This window comes from Micromonospora sp. NPDC049051, from assembly GCF_043197575.1.
GTDB lineage: Bacteria > Actinomycetota > Actinomycetes > Mycobacteriales > Micromonosporaceae > Micromonospora.
In genome coordinates, this window is sequence record NZ_JBICTL010000003.1 from 757,890 (window position 1) to 775,891 (window position 18,002).

General features: G+C 67.5%; 11 protein-coding genes and 1 pseudogene. 8 read left to right on the forward strand and 4 right to left on the reverse strand.

Translation table 11 applies throughout. From position 1 onward, the window contains the following. Position 1: 1 nt before the first annotated feature. Positions 2 to 1,336, reverse strand: coding sequence for a cellulose binding domain-containing protein (locus tag ACGFIR_RS15475; protein ID WP_393145524.1), 1,335 nt, complete (start codon positions 1,334 to 1,336; stop codon positions 2 to 4). 703 nt (positions 1,337 to 2,039) lie between these two features. Here ACGFIR_RS15475 and ACGFIR_RS15480 point away from each other — a divergent pair. The 3 genes and pseudogenes from ACGFIR_RS15480 to ACGFIR_RS15490 all read left to right on the forward strand — a co-directional run. Continuing rightward, positions 2,040 to 2,210, forward strand: a pseudogene (locus tag ACGFIR_RS15480) (non-reducing end alpha-L-arabinofuranosidase family hydrolase); the annotation flags it as partial. A gap of 341 nt (positions 2,211 to 2,551) precedes the next feature. Further along, positions 2,552 to 3,283, forward strand: a complete 732-nt coding sequence (locus ACGFIR_RS15485; RefSeq protein ID WP_393145526.1) for a dienelactone hydrolase family protein — start codon at positions 2,552 to 2,554, stop codon at positions 3,281 to 3,283. A 96-nt stretch (positions 3,284 to 3,379) separates the two neighbouring features. Beyond that, complete coding sequence (locus ACGFIR_RS15490; protein WP_393145528.1) at positions 3,380 to 3,553, forward strand: hypothetical protein; 174 nt, start codon at positions 3,380 to 3,382, stop codon at positions 3,551 to 3,553. Between the two features lie 408 nt (positions 3,554 to 3,961). On the opposite strand, the gene ACGFIR_RS15495 is transcribed toward ACGFIR_RS15490, so the two are convergent. Further along, positions 3,962 to 5,404 (reverse strand): hypothetical protein, encoded by a 1,443-nt coding sequence (locus ACGFIR_RS15495; protein WP_393145531.1) that lies wholly within the window; start codon positions 5,402 to 5,404, stop codon positions 3,962 to 3,964. Positions 5,405 to 6,068: 664 nt separating this feature from the next. Between ACGFIR_RS15495 and ACGFIR_RS15500 the strand changes: the two genes are divergently transcribed. The 3 genes from ACGFIR_RS15500 (at position 6,069) to ACGFIR_RS15510 (ending at position 10,814) form a co-directional block, all read left to right on the forward strand. Further along, on the forward strand, positions 6,069 to 7,829 hold the full coding sequence (locus ACGFIR_RS15500; protein WP_393145828.1) for an IS481 family transposase: 1,761 nt from the start codon (positions 6,069 to 6,071) through the stop codon (positions 7,827 to 7,829). Positions 7,830 to 8,159: 330 nt separating this feature from the next. Beyond that, positions 8,160 to 10,436 carry a hypothetical protein gene (locus ACGFIR_RS15505; protein WP_393145533.1) on the forward strand — a complete coding sequence of 759 codons (2,277 nt, stop codon included), beginning with the start codon at positions 8,160 to 8,162 and terminating at the stop codon, positions 10,434 to 10,436. 84 nt (positions 10,437 to 10,520) lie between these two features. Beyond that, positions 10,521 to 10,814 (forward strand): HD domain-containing protein, encoded by a 294-nt coding sequence (locus tag ACGFIR_RS15510; protein WP_393145535.1) that lies wholly within the window; start codon positions 10,521 to 10,523, stop codon positions 10,812 to 10,814. Between the two features lie 171 nt (positions 10,815 to 10,985). On the opposite strand, the gene metH is transcribed toward ACGFIR_RS15510, so the two are convergent. After that, on the reverse strand, positions 10,986 to 14,489 hold the full coding sequence (gene metH / locus ACGFIR_RS15515) for a methionine synthase (RefSeq protein ID WP_393145830.1): 3,504 nt from the start codon (positions 14,487 to 14,489) through the stop codon (positions 10,986 to 10,988). 273 nt (positions 14,490 to 14,762) lie between these two features. Here metH and ACGFIR_RS15520 point away from each other — a divergent pair, with 273 nt between their 5' ends. After that, positions 14,763 to 15,632, forward strand: a complete 870-nt coding sequence (locus ACGFIR_RS15520) for a PAC2 family protein (RefSeq protein WP_393003363.1) — start codon at positions 14,763 to 14,765, stop codon at positions 15,630 to 15,632. A gap of 149 nt (positions 15,633 to 15,781) precedes the next feature. Further along, a complete protein-coding gene (locus ACGFIR_RS15525) occupies positions 15,782 to 16,573 on the forward strand; it encodes a GntR family transcriptional regulator (RefSeq protein ID WP_393145539.1) in 792 nt (263 codons plus the stop codon). Between the two features lie 148 nt (positions 16,574 to 16,721). On the opposite strand, the gene mshC is transcribed toward ACGFIR_RS15525, so the two are convergent. After that, on the reverse strand, positions 16,722 to 17,960 hold the full coding sequence (gene mshC / locus ACGFIR_RS15530; RefSeq protein ID WP_393145541.1) for a cysteine--1-D-myo-inosityl 2-amino-2-deoxy-alpha-D-glucopyranoside ligase: 1,239 nt from the start codon (positions 17,958 to 17,960) through the stop codon (positions 16,722 to 16,724). Positions 17,961 to 18,002 lie beyond the last annotated feature (42 nt).

Genomic DNA, 18,002 nt, shown 5'->3' on the forward strand with positions numbered 1-18,002 from the left:
CTCAGGGGCTGGTGCAGGTGATGTTGCTGGGCGTGGTGGCGCCGTCGCCGGTGGCGGTGAACCCGAAGGTCGTCGAGGCGTTCGGGCCCAACGTGCCGTTGTACGCGGCGTTGCGGACGGTGATGTCGCCGGCGGTGGCCGTGTGGGTGCCATTCCAGAGGCTGCTGATGGCCTGGCCGCCGGCCAGGGTCAGACGCACGGTCCAGCCGTCGATCGTGGTGGTGCTGACGTTGGCCACCACGACCTCACCCTGGAACCCACCGGGCCAACTGTTCACCGTGCGGTAGGTGGCGGCGCAGGCGCCCGGCCCGCCGGTTGGCGGGGGCGTGGTGGGCGGCGCGGTCGTGGGCGGCGCGGTCGTGGGCGGCGCCGTGGTGGGCGGCGCGGTCGTGGGCGGCGCCGTCGTGGGCGGCGCGGTCGTGGGCGGCGGCGTGGTGGATGGGAGCTGGGTGAAGAACCGCCAGATCTCCCCCGAGGTCCAGGTCCTGGCGTCGTTGGGGCTGGACGATCCGTCGACGGGACTCGGGGTGTGGTCTCCGTCGAACGCGGCCCACTGCACGGGATATCCGGGCCGGCAGCCGGAGTAGCTGGTAGTGATGTGGGTGAGGCTGCCTCTGCTCGGCTCACTCGGGTTCTGCGCGGTACAACCGTTGTTCCTGACGAACGTGTCGCGAAGTGACCGACCCATCGAGATGTTCAGCACGCTGTCGTAGAGGCCGTGGATGCCGAAGTACGCGACGGGTTGGGTGCCACCGTTGCATCCGCTGAGGTTGGCGCCCGACAGGACGGTGACTGCCCGGATGACGGTGGGCCGGGCGCAGGCGACCGCATAGCTCATGGCCCCGCCGTAGCTCCAGCCGAGCGCGAAGCGCTGGGTCGTGTCGACGCAGAGGTCGTTCTCGACCTGTCGGGAGATGTCGTCGAAGAGGGTCAGGTCCCGACCGTTGGTGTTGGCCCAGCCGGCGTCGATGCCCTGGGGCGCGACGAAGATCGTGCTGTTGCCCGACAGCGGCGCGAGCCCGTAGTAGCCGGCGGAGGCCACGCTGCTGGCCGAGCCGTTCAGCCAGTGGAAGCCGAAGATCAGCCGATAGGGACGGTTCCTGTCGTACCCGTCCGGGATCCGCAGGATGTAGCTGCGATTCTGTCCGCCGCTCTGGATCGTGCGCGTCCCGCTGGTGAGCGTGGGGGCCTTGCCGCAGCCCGCGGTGGCCGCGAGGGTGCCGTTCGTCGCGGCCACCGTCGTTGTGCGGAAGCCGCCGCCCAGCGCGCCGGCGGTCGCGGCGACAAGGACCGCCGCGGCCGCGATGGATGAGAGAAGGTGCCGGTGTTTCAGCATTGCCTGACCTCCTGGCCGTTGGTCCTGTGCCGGTGGCGCTGCGCGACGTCGACCCGGCGACCGCCGGCCGCACCCCCGCCGGAACAGAGGGCGCGGACGACTCGAACCGCTTCTCCTCGCCGTCGGCGATCCGGGTCGAGCCGGTACCGGGGCCGCCGGCGACAAGGCGAGGGAAGCTGGGCGTACGACCGGACGGAGTCGCCCGGCCGCGCGCGGTCACATGACATCGGCGCAGCGGCCCGGACTGGTCCTCGACCGGCGAGGCGGTGAGCGGGCGTACCCCTCGGGGCGCCTGCCGATCGACTGAGGTGACAGGGAGTGTGCCCTTCACTCCCGCCGGAAAGATAGCAGGTTATCGATAACATCCTCAACCGGCCGCGTTCCGGAAGACACCGCGGCGCGGCCGCACCCAGCCCACCGGCGCATGGCGGGGAAGTCGCCTGTAGCCCTTTGTCGGCTTGCGGCCGGGCCGCCGCCTGATCGATCCCGGCCAGCTTCCGGGACGGCCCGGTCCGTCGCCGACGCCATCGACAGCGGCGAAACTATCGCTCGATAATCCCGTAACTTTCTGAGAATCCGCACTCATCTATGGGTGTGAGCGCTAACAGGATCTTGTTCCACACCCGTCAGGTCGCTACTTCGGTGCCGCGGTGGCTACCCACCATCTCTCCGACAGCACGTACGTCACGATCCCGAACCGCCCACCCGGACCAACGACATCAGCCACGGCGAGTTGATCCGCAGCAACGCCGACCAGACCATGACCATCAACCCCTGCAACCTACGACTGCTCTACCAAGGCCGACCCCCCAACTCCGGCGGCGACTACGGCCTCCTGCCCCACCGACCCGGCCTGCTCACCCTGCAGCGCTGACCACTCCACACCACAACCCACCACCAGGAACAGGCAACGGGACGGGCGGGCTCGGTGCAGGACCAGCCCGCCCGGGCCTCTCCCGGCTCAGGCGGCGCCACGTGGCGTCGCACCTGGTTGCGGTGCCGGGCCATCCGGGGACAGGACGCTGCTTCAAGCAGCATCCTCCGCTCGGCGACCTGCGTGCGCAGAAGCGAGCGAGCCTTCGTGATACTTTCGGCGTCGCTGTGCGCTGCTGCGAACCGAGGAGGTGAGACCGATCAACGCTGTGACAGGTCGGGACTCCCTCCCTCGCATGGCCTAGGGAGCGCCCGCAAGGCATCCCGAAAGGCGTGAGCGCTATGCACTTCGACTCTGCGACGTCGTCCGACGGCGTCTGCGAACAACTGTTCATCATCGATGGCATTCCCGGCGTGCTGTGGACGGCGGAAGGTGCCGTCGGTACCCGCCCCCTGATCCTGATGGGACACGGCGGCGGCCAGCACAAGAAGGCCCCCGGCATCGTGGCCCGCGCACGCCGCTTCGTGGCCGAGTGTGACTTCGCGGTGGCGGCGGTGGACGCGCCTGGCCACGGCGACCGGCCGAAGGATGAGGAGTACGACCGGATCGCGACCGAGAACCAGGCTCGTGTGGACGCCGGAGAGGACCTGGCACCGCTGATCGCTGGTTTCCTGGCACTCGTGGCCCGCCAGACCGTCCCCGAATGGAGGGCGGTCCTGGACGCGCTCCACGGTCTCGAGTACGTCGGCGCCGGTCCGGTGGGCTACTGGGGCGTGTCATTGGGTTGCGGGCTCGGTGTGCCGTTCGTCGCCGCCGAACCCCGGGTCCGCGCGGCGGTGCTGGGCCTGGGCGGTGCGCTGGCATCAGCGCAGGCCGCCGCGCGGATCACCGTCCCGGTGGAGTTCCTGCTTCAGTGGGACGACGAGCGGGTGCCGCGGGCTCAGGGCTTGGCACTGTTCGACGCCCTGGCCTCGACCGAGAAGACCCTGCACGCCAACCCCGGCAGGCACGGCGAGATCCCGGCATTCGAGCTGGACAGCGCGCTACGTTTCTTCGCCCGGCACCTCGGCTGACACCGCGCTCCACGACGCGCCGATCGGGATCCGCTCCCGATCGGCGCGTCCACGCAGATCCTGAAAGCCCGATCATCGGCGACGGCGCGCTCACACATGGTCAACGCTGAGCGGATTCCCACCACACCAGATTTTGCCGCCGCCTGGGCCGTCGGCTCGATGATCTCCCACTCCTCGGCGATCAGCCCGTCGTCGGTCCACCGGATGTCGACCACCGCGATCTCCGGTCCCGCATCGGGAAGCCATTGCCGCGAGTACACCATGACATGATCACCATCGGCCAGCATCTGATGGAGCTCGGGTACGGCGTCACTTGGCGTTGCAATGTGGAAGGCGCTTGCCATACCACCGCCAACCGGACCGAACGGCGGCTGTCCTGCGCTGGGCTCTGCCGTCGATCGTCATCCTTGGTCGGCGTTGGTTCACCTCAGACGGCCTGTAGACGGCATGATCTTGGGCCTCCTCGGCGTCGCGACGACCGCTTATCCCCCAGAGACTGGCAAGGGGTTCCGTACGTCGTCGACCGCTAGGTGGTGGTCAAATACCGCTCCTAGATGCGCCGCTCGGTGTGGTCGGTTGCTGTACTTCGTTGCTGTACAACCACTGGCGTCACCCGGCATTTGGATGGGCGGCTCCGTACGTCACCTGGCCTCATCTAGCCCGCCTCTAAAGCATGGGTCAAGAAACGAGTGCGTCAAAGCGCTCTCGAAGCAGCTTGTACATGGACTTGTCTCGGAAAGAGGCCTGTGCCACCGCCTTACGCTCTTGCACAAGCTCTTCAAAGTCAGCGTCGTCTAGCGGGAGAATGAACCCATTCCCATCGAGAGCCGTGTCCCTGCACCTCTGAATGAATAGGTCCTTATCGTAAAGCTTTCGGCAAGCGATGAAACCTACGCGACCCCGGTGCACCGAGAATCGATTAGCGAGCTGATCGAGTTCAGGGTTTCTTGGATCCTTCCGGTAATTCTTACACTCGACCGGAATCTCCGCAGCCTTATGTTGTGTAAACCAAAAAAATGTGCCCATGCTACTCAAGTTGTCGTAGCAAATATCGATCCGCTTCCGACCTTCGTGGATCTCTCTCTCCAACCGCATGTTACCGAGGTGCGGATAGAAGAGCGCGGACATGAGCTCTTCGACCGCGCGATGGTAGATGTGCGCTGCAGCCTTGCCTGCTGGAATCCGCTTCACGCGGGCGAGCAGGGCATCGTAGTTCGGTGTCGGCACATCGAGCCTCTGCGCCAACTGCTCATGAGTGAGAACCGGACTTGTGGAATGGGAAATGGATTCCTTATACCGGTCGAGAACTCCGGGAAACTGCTGGGTGTACTCTACAATTGCCGTCTTGTTAACCGGGTACTTCTCGCGCAGCTTTAGGCGGTTTACGCGTGGGGTCCCATTCTTCAAGATGGAGACCAGGTTGCTCCTCGCGTCGATTTCTGCAGCCTCGTGCAGCGGTGCCAGAAAGCCGTTGTAGTATTTATCTTCGTCTAGGGTAAGATCGAAACGGACGATAGACTTTGGAATAAGAAGCAAGGGGCTTTCGTCGACACGGGGCAAGTCGGCATGGTCAAAATCCCATTCCCCGCTGTCCGGATTCCAGATTGCCCCGCTGTACTGTCGCTCGACCGGGATGTGGTAATACTCCGCAGCTTTCTGCGTGTAGCCTATAAGCGCACCCCGCAGGACATGCGTTGCAATGTCCGAAACGATATCGTTCTTAATTCCGGGGATGAAGAGTGCGGTGTCTTCAAGGTCGGCCAATACGCCAGACTCGGCAGCCTTGCTCTTTCGAATCATATTCGCTACACGCCCAGCACCGACACCGCCGAGGCCGCGACCGCGCGAACGACCTCGCGAGTACCCAAGATGCGTCTCGTTCGGTTCAGTTAGTTGACCGAGGAGGCTGTAAACCCGATCGTCGTCTTTCTCAACGATTGCCATGAGCAGTTCATGAAAAAAGGATACGAGCAGCATCTGGCATTTTTCGGCGAAGTCTGATTGCTGGATGCGAATAGCGCGGGGGTCAATAAATACGCGAGAGTCGGTTGCTGTGTCGACGTCCACAAAATCCAACTCTGGCTGTGTGCGTCCCAACTGAAAATACTCCGAAACTCTCATCGCGCTCCAAGACATCGCCCAGCCTCACAACGGAAGGTCATGCTACGTCTACCCTCTGTCAACATCAATGCCGTGGAGAAGAGGGTGCTTGATTCGTCGGTCCACCCAAGCCATCCCGTCGGCCTTCGTCCGCACCCAGTGGAGTAGGTGGGGCCTGCCCGGTCAAGGTGGAGCACCCCACGTCTGAACGACCTTGACCGGGCAGGCCCCACCTACTCGGCTTCGCCCGGACGGAGGTGGTCGGGATGGCGCCACCATCCCAGAGCGCCCGAGGACCCCGCCGGAGGCACTGTCTGTGTCTCGAATTCATGAAGCCCCGGAACTGCCATCGACCATGGCGGCCCGGGGCTTCCTCGTATGTCGCGCCGCCGGCGGGGCTGGAACCGCCGGGGTGCCGCCGGCGCTTGCGCCTGGGCGGCGGGGCCCCCGAGCGGCGACCCTCTGGGTCGGCCCCTGGTCGGCGGCGCGAGCGGCCCGCGAGGCGGGCCGCCTTGACCCCGTACAGAAACTTCTCACAGACCTGAGGGAGACGAGGTGTCCCGTCACGGGAGATGCTTGACAGTCGCGTCCCACCAGATGCTTGACATGATCAATAGCTGGGTTCTTCATCGCGTGGTGTTTGCGGGCATCGCGTGGTGGGAGGCCGGGATTGGCGCTGGTGGAGTTGTCGATCGTCGAGCAGAGGTATCGGGCGGTGTTGGCGGTGCAGGCCGGGGATCCGGTGGTGGAGGTGGCCGCCCGGTTCGGGGTGTCCCGTCAGACGGTTCATTCGTGGCTGGTCCGGTATGCCGAAGCGGGTCTGGCGGGGTTGGAGGATCGTTCTCGTCGGCCGCGGGGGTGTGCTCATCAGGCGTCGCCGGAGGTGGAGGCGTTGGTGTGTGAGCTGCGTCGGCATCATCCGCGGTGGGGTGCCCGTCGGATCGCTTTCGAGGCCGGCCGGCATGGCTGTCCTGATCCTGTGCCCTCGCGGATGACGGTGTATCGGATCCTGGTCCGTCACGGGTTGATCGAGCCGGTGGCGCGGCGGCGGGGGCGCAAGGACTACCGCCGGTGGGAACGGGCTCGGCCGATGGAGTTGTGGCAGATGGACATCGTCGGCGGGGTGTTCCTCGCTGACGGCAGTGAGGCGAAGGTCGTCACTGGGGTGGATGACCATTCCCGGTTCTGTGTCATTGCCCAGGTGGTCCGGAGGGCCACTGGCCGGGCGGTCTGTCTGGCCTTCGCTGACGGGCTGCGGCGGTTCGGGGTGCCTGAGGAGGTGCTGACCGACAACGGCAAGCAGTTCACCGACCGGTTCGGCAAGGGCGGGGAGGTGATGTTCGACCGGATCTGCCGGGAGAACGGCATCGTCCATCGGTTGACGCAGCCGGCGTCGCCGACCACGACGGGGAAGGTAGAACGGTTCCACCAGACCCTGCGCCGGGAACTCCTCGACGACGTGCCGGTCTGGCCGGACCTGGACACCGCCCAAGCCGCAATCGACGTGTTCCGCGACGAGTACAACACCGACCGGCCGCACCAGTCCCTGGACATGGCCTTCCCCGCCGACCGGTTCGTTCCTGCCCTCGCCGAGGAGCAGGCGGTGCCGGTGAAGCTGCCCGCCCGCCTCACCGCATCGATCGACCAGGCCCTCATCTCACCTCCGGTCTGCGTCCCCGTGCCCGTTGCGGTCTCGGTGGTGTCGGGGGCGGTGGAGTTTGAGCGGGTCGTTCCCGCGTCGGGCAACTTGCAAGTCTGCGGGAAACAGTTCTGGCTCGGACCCATCCGGTCCGGGGTGACGGTGACGTTCTGGGCCGACACCGACATCATCCACCTGCTGATCGCGGGCACCCGCATCAAGTCCGTGCGATCACACCTGTCGGTCAACGACCTGGCTGCCCTGCACCGTGCCGGCGGCCGACCCGCCGGACCACCACCCCTGCCATCGGCGCCGACAGGCCAGACGTCCGGGCCGGTGGAAGTCGACCGTACCGTTGGCGCCAACGGCTGTGTCTCTTTGGGCCAGCACATGGTCCTGGCCGCCGAGATCCTCGCCGGCCGCCGCGTCGGGGTCCGCATCGAGGAACACACCCTGGCCTTCTTCGACCTGGACACCCGCGAGCTGCTGCGCACCCGCCCCAACCCGTTGACCCCCGCGCAGGTGGCCCGGCTACGCAGCGCCCGCCCCGCCGGACCGCCACCACAACCGGCCACCGGACCAGTCCGAGTGCAGCGGCGGGCCTCCAACAGCGGCGTCGTCATGGTCGTCGGTCAGAAGATCGCCCTCGGCCGGGTCCACGCCCACAAGACCGTCACCATCGACGTCACCGACACCGACCTGGCCATCCACTGCGACGACGGCACCCGCACCGTCCGCCGCACCACCGACCACCCCGTCCGGAACCTGAAAGCCAGCCGACCCCGCAAGGTCACCCTTAATGTCTAGACCAACCGTCAAACATCAGGTGGGACGCATCCGTCAATCATGTGGTGGGACTAGACATGAGGGAGACGAGGGAGACTGAGTGTCAGGTCTCGGGACCTGCGTGACACTGCACGGCAAGCGCACCGGACGACATGCGCTAGCAACAACAAGCGTGGGGTGAACTCCTGTCCTCGCGCTGGCTGTATGGCGCGTCGCCCCTAGTTGAACAGGAGGATGTGAGACCCTGTCGCAATGCTTGGCCTGCTGGATGACGCCCTACTTGACGGTGCGCTCGAGGTTCATACTCGCCTACGCCCGCAGCGTTGGGCCCGGCCCGTGCCAGCGGGGGACATGACTGGCCTGATCGAGGAGATCAGTCACCTGTGTCAGGTCTGGGGCGGTAGCGGACATCCTCTCCTTCCGGTCACCCGCGGCCAGGTCCCAGAAGCGTATGCAAAGCTGTTGGAAACACAGCAAGTTGACCATGTAGGCGGACTGCAGGAAGTTGAGGTGCGCCTCCCCAGGCGCGTCGGAAAACGGGCGGTTTGGGACTACCCCGTAATTGTTCTCGCGTCTACTAAATCGGCGGAGAGTTGGCGACCGATCCAGATTGCAGAACTAGACCCTACCGATCCCTGGAATCCGATTTACGCCGCAACTCTCGGAGTTTGGCCTTCAAATCCGAGCGAAAGGCTCACAGAGTTCGCGTCGTTAAAACCCGGCCTTCGATTCGAAGACATCTTTAATGTCGTACGCGAGCGCGTGTCAGGCTCTCTCGAGGATCTTCTCGCGCGCCTCAACGACGAGCGCCACATGAGCCCACGCCAGCTAAGCAACGTTTTCCTCGCAGCCGGCAGTGAGCCAGACACTAGCTACATCGCCACAGACTCGGTTATCCCACGACCGAATTCGATCCGTCGCGCCGCTGGCCCCAATGTTATCGTTGCGGTCAGTCCTGGCTCGGTCGAAGACGTCGCTTTGCTCTGGAACCTGAGGGCAGCTCATGGAGATCGGCGAGCGCTGCCAATAGGTCTGCCGATTGCTGAGATCTCCGCAAAGGCGCTCAAACAACTTTCCAAGCCGGGCATCGCAACCATGTTCGGTTTGAGCGGCGGAAAATGCCATATCACTAGTGCTTCGCTGAGTATTTCCGAGTTGCAGTCTCTTACGGCGGGCGCACGCAATGCGCTGTGCGTCAAGTACGAGGACCTGGTTACGTTCGGCTACCCACCCGCTCGACCTCGTAGCCAGGTCGCGTTATGGCGTGATGGACGAGCAAAGCTGGATGCCCTCAGTGACTCCGACCGTGAGATTCTAAACCCTACTCTTTCAGGTTTCCGCCAGCCGAGTATGGTTTTGGACGTTTATGTCTCAGGCCATCCCATCCCGGCGGATCCCACCATGCGGGGAGGCGAGTTCTTTGCTCGTTTCCAGGCTGGGGCAGCTCAGGTTTCCGTATCCCCTAATCGGGAACGCACCGTTGAAGTTTGCTGGCCGCCTACATGGACATGCCTTGCCGCCGTAGCGCAAAGCCGTAAGCTGAAGGTGGCTCCATCGGAGGCGGGATTAGCTGCATCAACGCTGATCGAATCCATCGGCGACGTGGATGGAATCCGCTGGCTTTTACATAGGCCGCTGATCCACCTTCTTTATGAAGTCGGCGAGCGTAGCGGCATGTCGTGGTGGAGACAGCGGTGGACCCGCACCCATCGCGAGCTAATGAAACTGGGAGCCGATCCACAGGCGCTTGAGACGGCGGCCCAAGACCTTGGACGGGATGACCCGGCGGTGGCTCCCGCCGGCGAGGGCCGGGCGGTTCCTTACCAGAAGTTCCGGCAGGCTCTAGGAAACGAGGCTGCCGCAAAGCGCTGGGTCACCTGGGCAGAAAGCCGGCATTTGCTGGTGCGGGGAACCAACATCACATGCCCCTACTGCTCCAGCTCCTCATGGCTGCCAATGGCCTCCCTACCGCCCCCTGTCGGCTGCCCGGGATGCGGTAGGACCATTGATCAGCCATATGGCGCTCGCGAATTGCTATTTACTTATCGGATAGGAGAGCCGCTGCGGCGTGTACTCGAGACGGATAGCCTTGGCCACATTTTAGCCTTACGGTGGCTGACCGAACTGTTGGACGGACACGGACTGGTCGGCGCTCACCCAGGCGTCCGCTTCATAGATCCCGAAACGAATCTCGATATCGGGGAGGCTGATGTCCTACTCCTCTTTTCGGACGGGAGTCTTGTGCCTGTGGAAGTGAAACGCAGAATAGGAGGCACATCCGGGCGAGCCGTTGAATTGCTTGACACTCTAGCAGATGCAATCCAAGCACCGTATGATCTGGTGGCGGTTACCGAGCCCGCACGCGAATGTGAGTCTCTAACTCAGCTAGCTAAGTCATTGCCTGATCGACCACGACTGTTACTGACGGACGATCAGCTTTTCGATGATTTTGTAGTATGGTCACTAGGGTCGAATCCTTTCGCCTGGAGGCCTCGCACCAAAGAAGAAGACTCCAAGCGGGAGGCGAAGTTCGTTCGACGATTGCTGGCCACCGACCCCGACGCTCCTCGGGACTTTGCCACTCAGGCCCTGCTTGAGACTTCGGATTCAGACGATGAGATGGACTGACACTCACCGGGAAATCCGCAGTCTGACTTGCTTCTTGACGGATGGACATGGCAAAAGTTAAGTCTGATTGTGTACCATTCCCGCGTGACCTCTCTTAGCGGCTGGGCGGCAGAAGCTTCCGCTCGCCATCTCGCCTCGACCTTGCCGCGCCGCTGGCGACACGTCCAAGCGGTGGCGGCCAAGGCCAAAACTCTGGGACGGCTGGTGGGCGAAGACGCAGACCTGCTCGTCGCGTCCGCTTGGCTGCACGACATCGGCTACGCGCCCGATATCTCTGACACAGGTTTTCATGCGCTCGATGGGGCGCGATGGGCGCGGCGGGAGGGCTTCAGCGAACGACTGGCTGCCCTGATCGCTTATCATTCCTGCGCTTCCTAACCCTCCGGATCTACACGCACCTGCTGCCAGCCAGCGGAGGACCGCACCCGCCGCGCGATCGACCACGCCTTCGCCGACGACCCACAAACGCTGGACGGCCTGGAGACGGCATGATCATGCCAAACATGGCCATTCCGGATGCTCCACCGCAGGTCAGAGCACCTGCGGCGATCACTTGGCGTTGAAGTAGCTCGCCTCCGGGTGGTGCACCACGATCGCGTCCGTCGCCTGCTCCGGCATCAGCTGGAACTCCTCCGACAACTGCACACCGATCCGCTCCGCACCCAGCAACTCCACGATCTTCGCCCGGTCCTCCAGGTCCGGGCAGGCCGGGTAGCCGAACGCGTACCGGCAGCCCCGGTAGTCGGTGCGCAGCAGACCCGCCAGGTCCGCCGGATCGTCGTCAGCCACCGTACGGCCGCCCGGCAGGGTCAGCTCGGCGCGGATCCGCCGGTGCCAGTACTCCGCGAGCGCCTCGGTGAGCTGCACGGACAGCCCGTGCACCTCCAGGTAGTCGCGGTACTCGTTGCGGGCGAACATCTTCGCCGTGTACTCGCTGATCGGCTGCCCCACCGTGACCAGCTGCAACGCCACCACGTCCAGCTCGTCGCCGCGCGGACGGAAGAAGTCGGCCAGGCACAGCCGCCGCTCCTGCCGCTGTCGCGGGAAGGAGAACCGCGCCCGCTCCGAGTGCCCGTTCTCGTCCAGCACCACCAGGTCGTTGCCCTCGGCGTACGCGGGGAAGTAGCCGTACACCACGGCCGCCTCCAGCACCTGGTCGGCGATCAGCCGGTCCAGCCAGTAGCGCAGCCGCGGCCGCCCCTCGGTCTCCACCAACTCCTCGTAGGACGGCCCCTGCCCACTGCGGGCGCCCCGCAGGCCCCACTGCCCGAGGAAGGTGGCCCGCTCGTCGAGCAGCGCCGCGTAGTCGGCCAACGGCACGCCCTTGACGACCCGGGTGCCCAGGAACGGCGGGGTGGGCACCTCCACGTCGGTGGCCACGTCGGAGCGCACCGACGCGTCGTCCAACTCCGGCAACGACTCGCTGACGATCGCCCGTTGCCGCTCGCGGCGCGCCCGACGGGCCGCCAGGGCCGCCTCCCGCTCCGCGTCGATCACGGGCGCGCCGCCGCGCTTCGCCGTCATCACCCGGTCCATCAGGGACAGCCCCTCGAAGGCGTCGCGGGCGTAGTGCACCTGGCCGGGGAACATCGCCCGCAGGTCGTCCTCGACGTACGCCCGGGTCAGCGCGGCCCCACCCAGCAGGACCGGCCAGCGCTCCGCGACCCCGCGCGCGGCCATCTCGGCGAGATTCTCCTTCATGATCACGGTGCTCTTGACCAGCAGGCCGGACATGCCGATCGCGTCGGCGCGGTGCTGCTCGGCGGCCTCCAGGATCGCGTTGATCGGCTGCTTGATGCCGATGTTGACGACCTCGTAGCCGTTGTTGGACAGGATGATGTCGACGAGGTTCTTACCGATGTCGTGCACGTCGCCGCGCACCGTGGCCAGCACGATGCGGCCCTTGCCGCCGTCCTCGGCGGTCTCCATGTGCGGCTCCAGGTACGCCACCGCCGTCTTCATCACCTCGGCGGACTGCAACACGAACGGCAGCTGCATCTGACCCGAGCCGAACAGCTCGCCGACGACCTTCATGCCATCGAGCAGAATGTCGTTGATGATGGACAGCGGGCTGCGCCCCTGCGCCATCGCCGCGTCCAGGTCGGCCTCCAGGCCGGTGCGCTCCCCGTCGATGATCCGCCGCTTGAGCCGCTCCTCCAGCGGCAGCGCGGCCAACTCCTCCGCCCGCCCGGCCCGCGCCGACGCGGCGTCCACGCCCTCGAAGATCTCGATGAACCGCTGCACCGGATCGTAGCCCTCGCGGCGCCGGTCGTAGACCAGGTCCAGGGCCGCCTCCCGCTGCGCGTCGGGGATCTTGTTGAACGGCAGGATCTTGCTGGCGTGCACGATGGCGCTGGTCAGGCCCGCCTCGCGGCACTCGTGCAGGAAGACCGAGTTGAGCACCTGCCGGGCCGCCGGGTTGAGCCCGAAGGAGACGTTGGAGATGCCGAGGGTGAAGTTGACGCCCGGCCAACGGCGGGCGATCTCCCGGATCGCCTCGATCGTCTCGATGCCGTCGCGCCGGGTCTCCTCCTGGCCGGTGGCGATCGGGAACGTCAGCGCGTCGATCAGGATGTCCGCGCGGTCCATCCCCCACCGCCCGGTGAGGTCGTCGATCAGCCGGCCCGCGACCCGCACCTTCCACTCGGCGGTACGCGCCTGCCCCTCCTCGTCGATCAGCAGCGCCACCACGGCGGCCCCGTGCTCCTTGACGATGGGCATGACCCGGGCGTAGCGGGACTCCGGCCCGTCGCCGTCCTCGAAGTTGACCGAGTTGACCACACACCGGCCGCCGAGCATCTCCAGCCCCGCCTCGATCACCGCCGGCTCGGTCGAGTCCAGCATGATCGGCAGCGTGGAGGCGGTGGCGAAGCGGCCGGCGAGCTCCCGCATGTCGCGGGTGCCGTCGCGGCCGACGTAGTCGACGCAGAGGTCCAGCAGGTGCGAGCCGTCGCGGGCCTGGCTCCGGGCGATCTCCACGCAGGCCCGCCAGTCGGCGGCGAGCATCGCCTCACGGAAGGCCTTGGAGCCGTTGGCGTTGGTGCGCTCCCCCACCATCAGCAGGGAGGCGTCCTGGGCGAACGGCACCGGGTGGTAGACCGACGAGACGCCGGCCTCGTGCCGCGGCTCGCGCGGTGCGGGGCGCGTGCCGTGCAGCCGCTCGGCCAGGACCCGGACGTGCTCGGGGGTGGTGCCGCAGCAACCGCCGACCAGCGAGACGCCGTACTCGGTGACGAACCGCTCCAGGGCGTCGGCCAGCTCCACCGGGGTCAGCGGGAAGTACGCCCCGTCGGCGGTCAGCACCGGCAGGCCCGCGTTCGGCATCACCGACAGCGGAATCCGGGAGTGCCGGGACAGGTAGCGCAGGTGCTCACCCATCTCGGCGGGCCCGGTCGAGCAGTTCAGCCCGATCAGGTCGACCCCCAGCGGCTCGATCGCGGCCAGCGCCGCCCCGATCTCGCTGCCCACCAGCATGGTGCCGGTGGTCTCCACGGCGACGTGGCAGATGATCGGGACCGTGCGGCCGAGCCGGGCCATGGCCCGCTTCGAGCCGACCACCGCCGCCTTGACCTGGAGCAGGTCCTGGCACGTCTCCACGATCAGCGCGTCCGACCCGCCGTCGATCAGGCCCTCGGCGTTCTCCTGGTACGCGTCGCGCAGGGTCGCGTAGTCGGCGTGCCCGAGGGTGGGCAGCTTGGTGCCCGGGCCGATCGAGCCCAGCACGAAGCGGGGCCGCTCGGGGGTGGCGTACGCGTCGGCGGCCTCCCGGGCGAGGCGCGCCCCGGCCTCGGAGAGCTCCCGGATGCGGTGCTGGATGTCGTACTCGCCGAGGTTGGCGAGGTTGGCGCCGAAGGTGTTCGTCTCGACGCAGTCGGCGCCGGCGGCCAGGTACGCCTCGTGCACCCCACGCACCACGTCCGGCCGGGTCACGTTGAGGACCTCGTTGCAGCCCTCGTAGCCCTCGAAGTCGTCGAGGGTGAGGTCGGCCGCCTGCAGCATCGTGCCCATGGCACCGTCGGCGACGAGAATCCGGTCTGCCAGTACGTTGAGCAATGAGGTCCGCACGGGATCAGGTTAGTGCCGCCGAGGCCGTACCGATCCCCCCGTACGGCCCTTCCCACATTGTGTCAGCGGGATCACGCTGTCCGGTTCATCGCGGTATGGCTGGCCCCCGCCGGGCGCGACCGGCGCGGCCGACGGGCCGCATCCCGCCCAGACACGTAGGCTGACGGACGTGAAGGACTACAGCGACAGCACCACGCCCGGCGGGCGGACGGCCGGGTCCGGTCCCGGCGCCGCCTCCGACGAGCAGGGTGGGGTGACGGCGTGACCGAGTTCGACGGACTGCCGGTGCTGCGGTCCCCCGTGGCGATCGCCGCGTTCGAGGGCTGGAACGACGCCGCCGACGCGTCCACCGCCGCAGTCGAGCACCTGGAGCAGGTGTGGCAGGCCCGGCAGGTCACCGAGATCGACCCGGAGGACTTCTACGACTTCCAGGTCAGCCGCCCCACCATCACGATGTCCGAGGGCGAGACCCGCCGGGTGGAGTGGCCGACGACGCGCTTCATGGTGGCCAGCCCCGAGGGCACCGAGCGGGACGTCGTACTGATCCGGGGCATCGAGCCGAGCATGCGCTGGCGCACCTTCTGCGAGCAGGTGCTGGAGATCTGCCACAGCCTGGAGGTCGAGCGGGTGGTCGTGCTCGGCGCGCTGCTGGCCGACGTGCCGTACACCCGGCCGTTGCCGATCAGCGGCAGCGCCTCCGACGCGGAGGCCGCCCAGCGCTACCAGCTCACCCCCACCCGCTACGACGGGCCGACCGGGATCGTCGGCGTGCTGCACGACGCCTGCAACCGCGCCGAGGTCGACGCCGTCTCGTTCTGGGTGCACGTGCCGCACTACGCCAACAACCCGCCCTGCCCGAAGGCCACCCTCGCCCTGCTGCACCGGGTCGAGGAGGTGCTCGACCTGCCGGTGCCCATGGCCGACCTGGCCGAGGAGGCCGCCGAGTGGGAGCAGCGGGTGCGCGGGGCCGCCGAGCAGGACGCCGAGCTCGGCGAGTACGTGCGTGAGTTGGAGGAGCGCGTCGGCGACGCGGGCATCACCCCGCTGACCGGTGACGAGATCGCCCAGGAGTTCGAGAAGTACCTGCGCCGGCGGGGCGGCTCCGCCGGCCCCACCGCCGGTTCCTGGTAGCGCCCCTCTCCCCTGCCCCGTCGGGCCCCGGACGTTCGTTGTCCGGGGCCCTTTCGTGTGCCGGTGCGCGGCACCTCGGCGTGTCCGGGGTGGCGCCGCCGCCAGCCCTGAGACATCCTAGGAACCTAGCTGTGATCGAGGAGGCAGGCATGCAGATCAATCCGGGCGCGGCCGAGTTCCCGCACCGGCAGATCGCCGCGCAGCTCAAGACCCAGATCCGCCGCGGCGACTGGGCGCCGGGCGAGCGGCTGCCGTCCATCCCGGCCATCGCCGAGATGTTCGGCGTGGCCAAGCAGACCGTGCAGCGCGCCGTCGACCAGCTGCGGGTCGAGGGCATCCTGATCACCAAGCCCGGCTCCGGGACGTACGTCCGGGGCACCCGGCGGCGCCTCAACCGGCTCTCCCGGGGCCGCTACGGCGGCTTCCGCGGCTACCACACCGACCTGGCCGCGCGGTACCGGCAACAGCTCGTCTCGGTCGGCCGGGCCCCCGCCCCGCCCGAGGTGGCCGACGCGTTCGGGGTGGCCGACGGCACCGACCTGCTCTGCCGCCGCCACCTCGTCCGCACCGAGGACTCCCCCGTCGAGGTGGGCGCCTCGTGGTTCCTGCCCGCCGACACCGCCGGCACGTCCCTCGAACGCGCCGAGGCGTTCGGCCGCCCGCTCTACCAGGAGGCCGAGGAGGCCACCGGCCGGCGCTACGTCTCCGCCACCGACACGATCAGCGCCCGCCAGCCCAGCCGCGAGGAGGCCGAGATCCTCCAGATCCGCCCCGACACGCCGGTGCTGCACCTGCTGCACGTCGCCTACGACGCCCACCGCAAGCCGATCGAGGTAGCCCAGGCCACCTGGCCCGGCCCGGTAACCACGCTCACTGAGGAGTACAAGATCCCCGCCCCGGCCCCCGACCCCACCCCGGACCCGGGCCTGGTCCTGGGCTGACCCACCGCCCCGCCCACACCCCACCCCCGCCACGCCCCGTCGATCATGCGCCTGTGGTGGGCGGTCACCGCCGATTCACACCCTTCGCGGGGCACCACAACTGCATGATCGACGCCCGAGGGGGGTGCGGGCGGGGTGGGGTGGTGGGTCAGAGGTGGAGGCCCAGGAGGGCGTCCAGGGTGGTGGCGAAGAGAGCGGGGGCGGCGGGGTCGTCGGCGGCGCCGGCGAGGGTCGCCTCGGCCCACGCGTCGGCCAGCGCCAGTGCGCCGGGCGAGTCGAGATCGTCGGCGAGCCTCGCGCGTACGCCGGCCAGGAACTCCTCGCCCGACGGGCCGGCGGGCGCGGCGGCGGCCCGCCGCCAGCGGCCCAGCCGCTCCAGCGACGTCGCGAGCAGCTCGTCGGTCCAGGCGCGGTCCGCACGGTAGTGCCCGGAGAGCAGGGCCAGCCGGACCGCCATCGGGTCGACCTGGTCGGCGCGCAGCCGGGAGACGAACACCAGGTTGCCCCGGGACTTCGACATCTTCTCGCCGTCCAGGCCGATCATGCCGGCGTGCACGTAGTGCGCGGCGAACGGCGCCACGCCGGTGAGCCGCTCGGCGTGCGCGGCCGAGCACTCGTGGTGGGGAAAGATCAGGTCGTTGCCGCCGCCCTGCACGTCGATCCGGTCGCCGAGCAGGTTGAGCGCGATGACGGTGCACTCGATGTGCCAGCCGGGGCGGCCGGCGCCCAGCTCGCCGCCCGGCCAGGACGGCTCGCCCTCACGGGCGCCCCGCCACAGCAGCGGGTCGAGCGGGTCGCGCTTGCCGGCCCGGTCCGGATCGCCGCCGCGCTCGGGGAAGATCTCCAGCATCTGCTCCCGGGTCAGGTTGGACTCGTAGCCGAAGCGGGGGGAGGCGGCGATGTCGAAGTAGACGTCACCGGTGCCGTCCTCCAAGCGGTACGCGGCCCCGTCCTTGAGCAGCAGGAGGACCCGCTCGGCGATGTCGGGGATCGACTCGACCGCGCCGACGTAGTGCGCCGGCGGAATGATCCGCAGCGCCTCCATGTCCTCCCGGAACAGCGCGGTCTCCCGCATCGCCAGGACCTTCCAGTCCTCGCCGTCGCGCTCGGCCCGCTCCAGCAGCGGGTCGTCGATGTCGGTGACGTTCTGCACGTAGCGCACGTCGAGGCCGGTGTCGCGCCACACCCGCTGCACGAGGTCGAACGCGATCATGGTGGCGGCGTGCCCCAGGTGTGTGGCGTCGTAAGGGGTGATGCCGCAGACGTACATGGTCGCGGTGCCGGTCGGGTCGCTCGGGTGGGTGCCCTGCCGCGCGGAGTCGAACAACGACAGCGGCTGGCCCCTGCCCGGCAGCCGCGGCACCTCATGTCCCGCCCAAGAGTCCATGACCGTCAGCCTAACCAGCCGGCCCAGCGCGGCAGGCCCGGC

Excerpts from the sequence above, each read along its gene's own strand:
- ACGFIR_RS15505 (WP_393145533.1), top strand. The coding sequence starts at position 8,160 with ATGACTGGCCTGATCGAGGAGATCAGTCACCTGTGTCAGGTCTGGGGC.
- ACGFIR_RS15495 (WP_393145531.1), bottom strand. The coding sequence starts at position 5,404 with ATGAGAGTTTCGGAGTATTTTCAGTTGGGACGCACACAGCCAGAGTTG.
- mshC (WP_393145541.1), bottom strand. The coding sequence starts at position 17,960 with ATGGACTCTTGGGCGGGACATGAGGTGCCGCGGCTGCCGGGCAGGGGC.
- ACGFIR_RS15475 (WP_393145524.1), bottom strand. The coding sequence starts at position 1,336 with ATGCTGAAACACCGGCACCTTCTCTCATCCATCGCGGCCGCGGCGGTC.
- ACGFIR_RS15525 (WP_393145539.1), top strand. The coding sequence starts at position 15,782 with ATGCAGATCAATCCGGGCGCGGCCGAGTTCCCGCACCGGCAGATCGCC.
- ACGFIR_RS15490 (WP_393145528.1), top strand. The coding sequence starts at position 3,380 with ATGGTCAACGCTGAGCGGATTCCCACCACACCAGATTTTGCCGCCGCC.
- ACGFIR_RS15485 (WP_393145526.1), top strand. The coding sequence starts at position 2,552 with ATGCACTTCGACTCTGCGACGTCGTCCGACGGCGTCTGCGAACAACTG.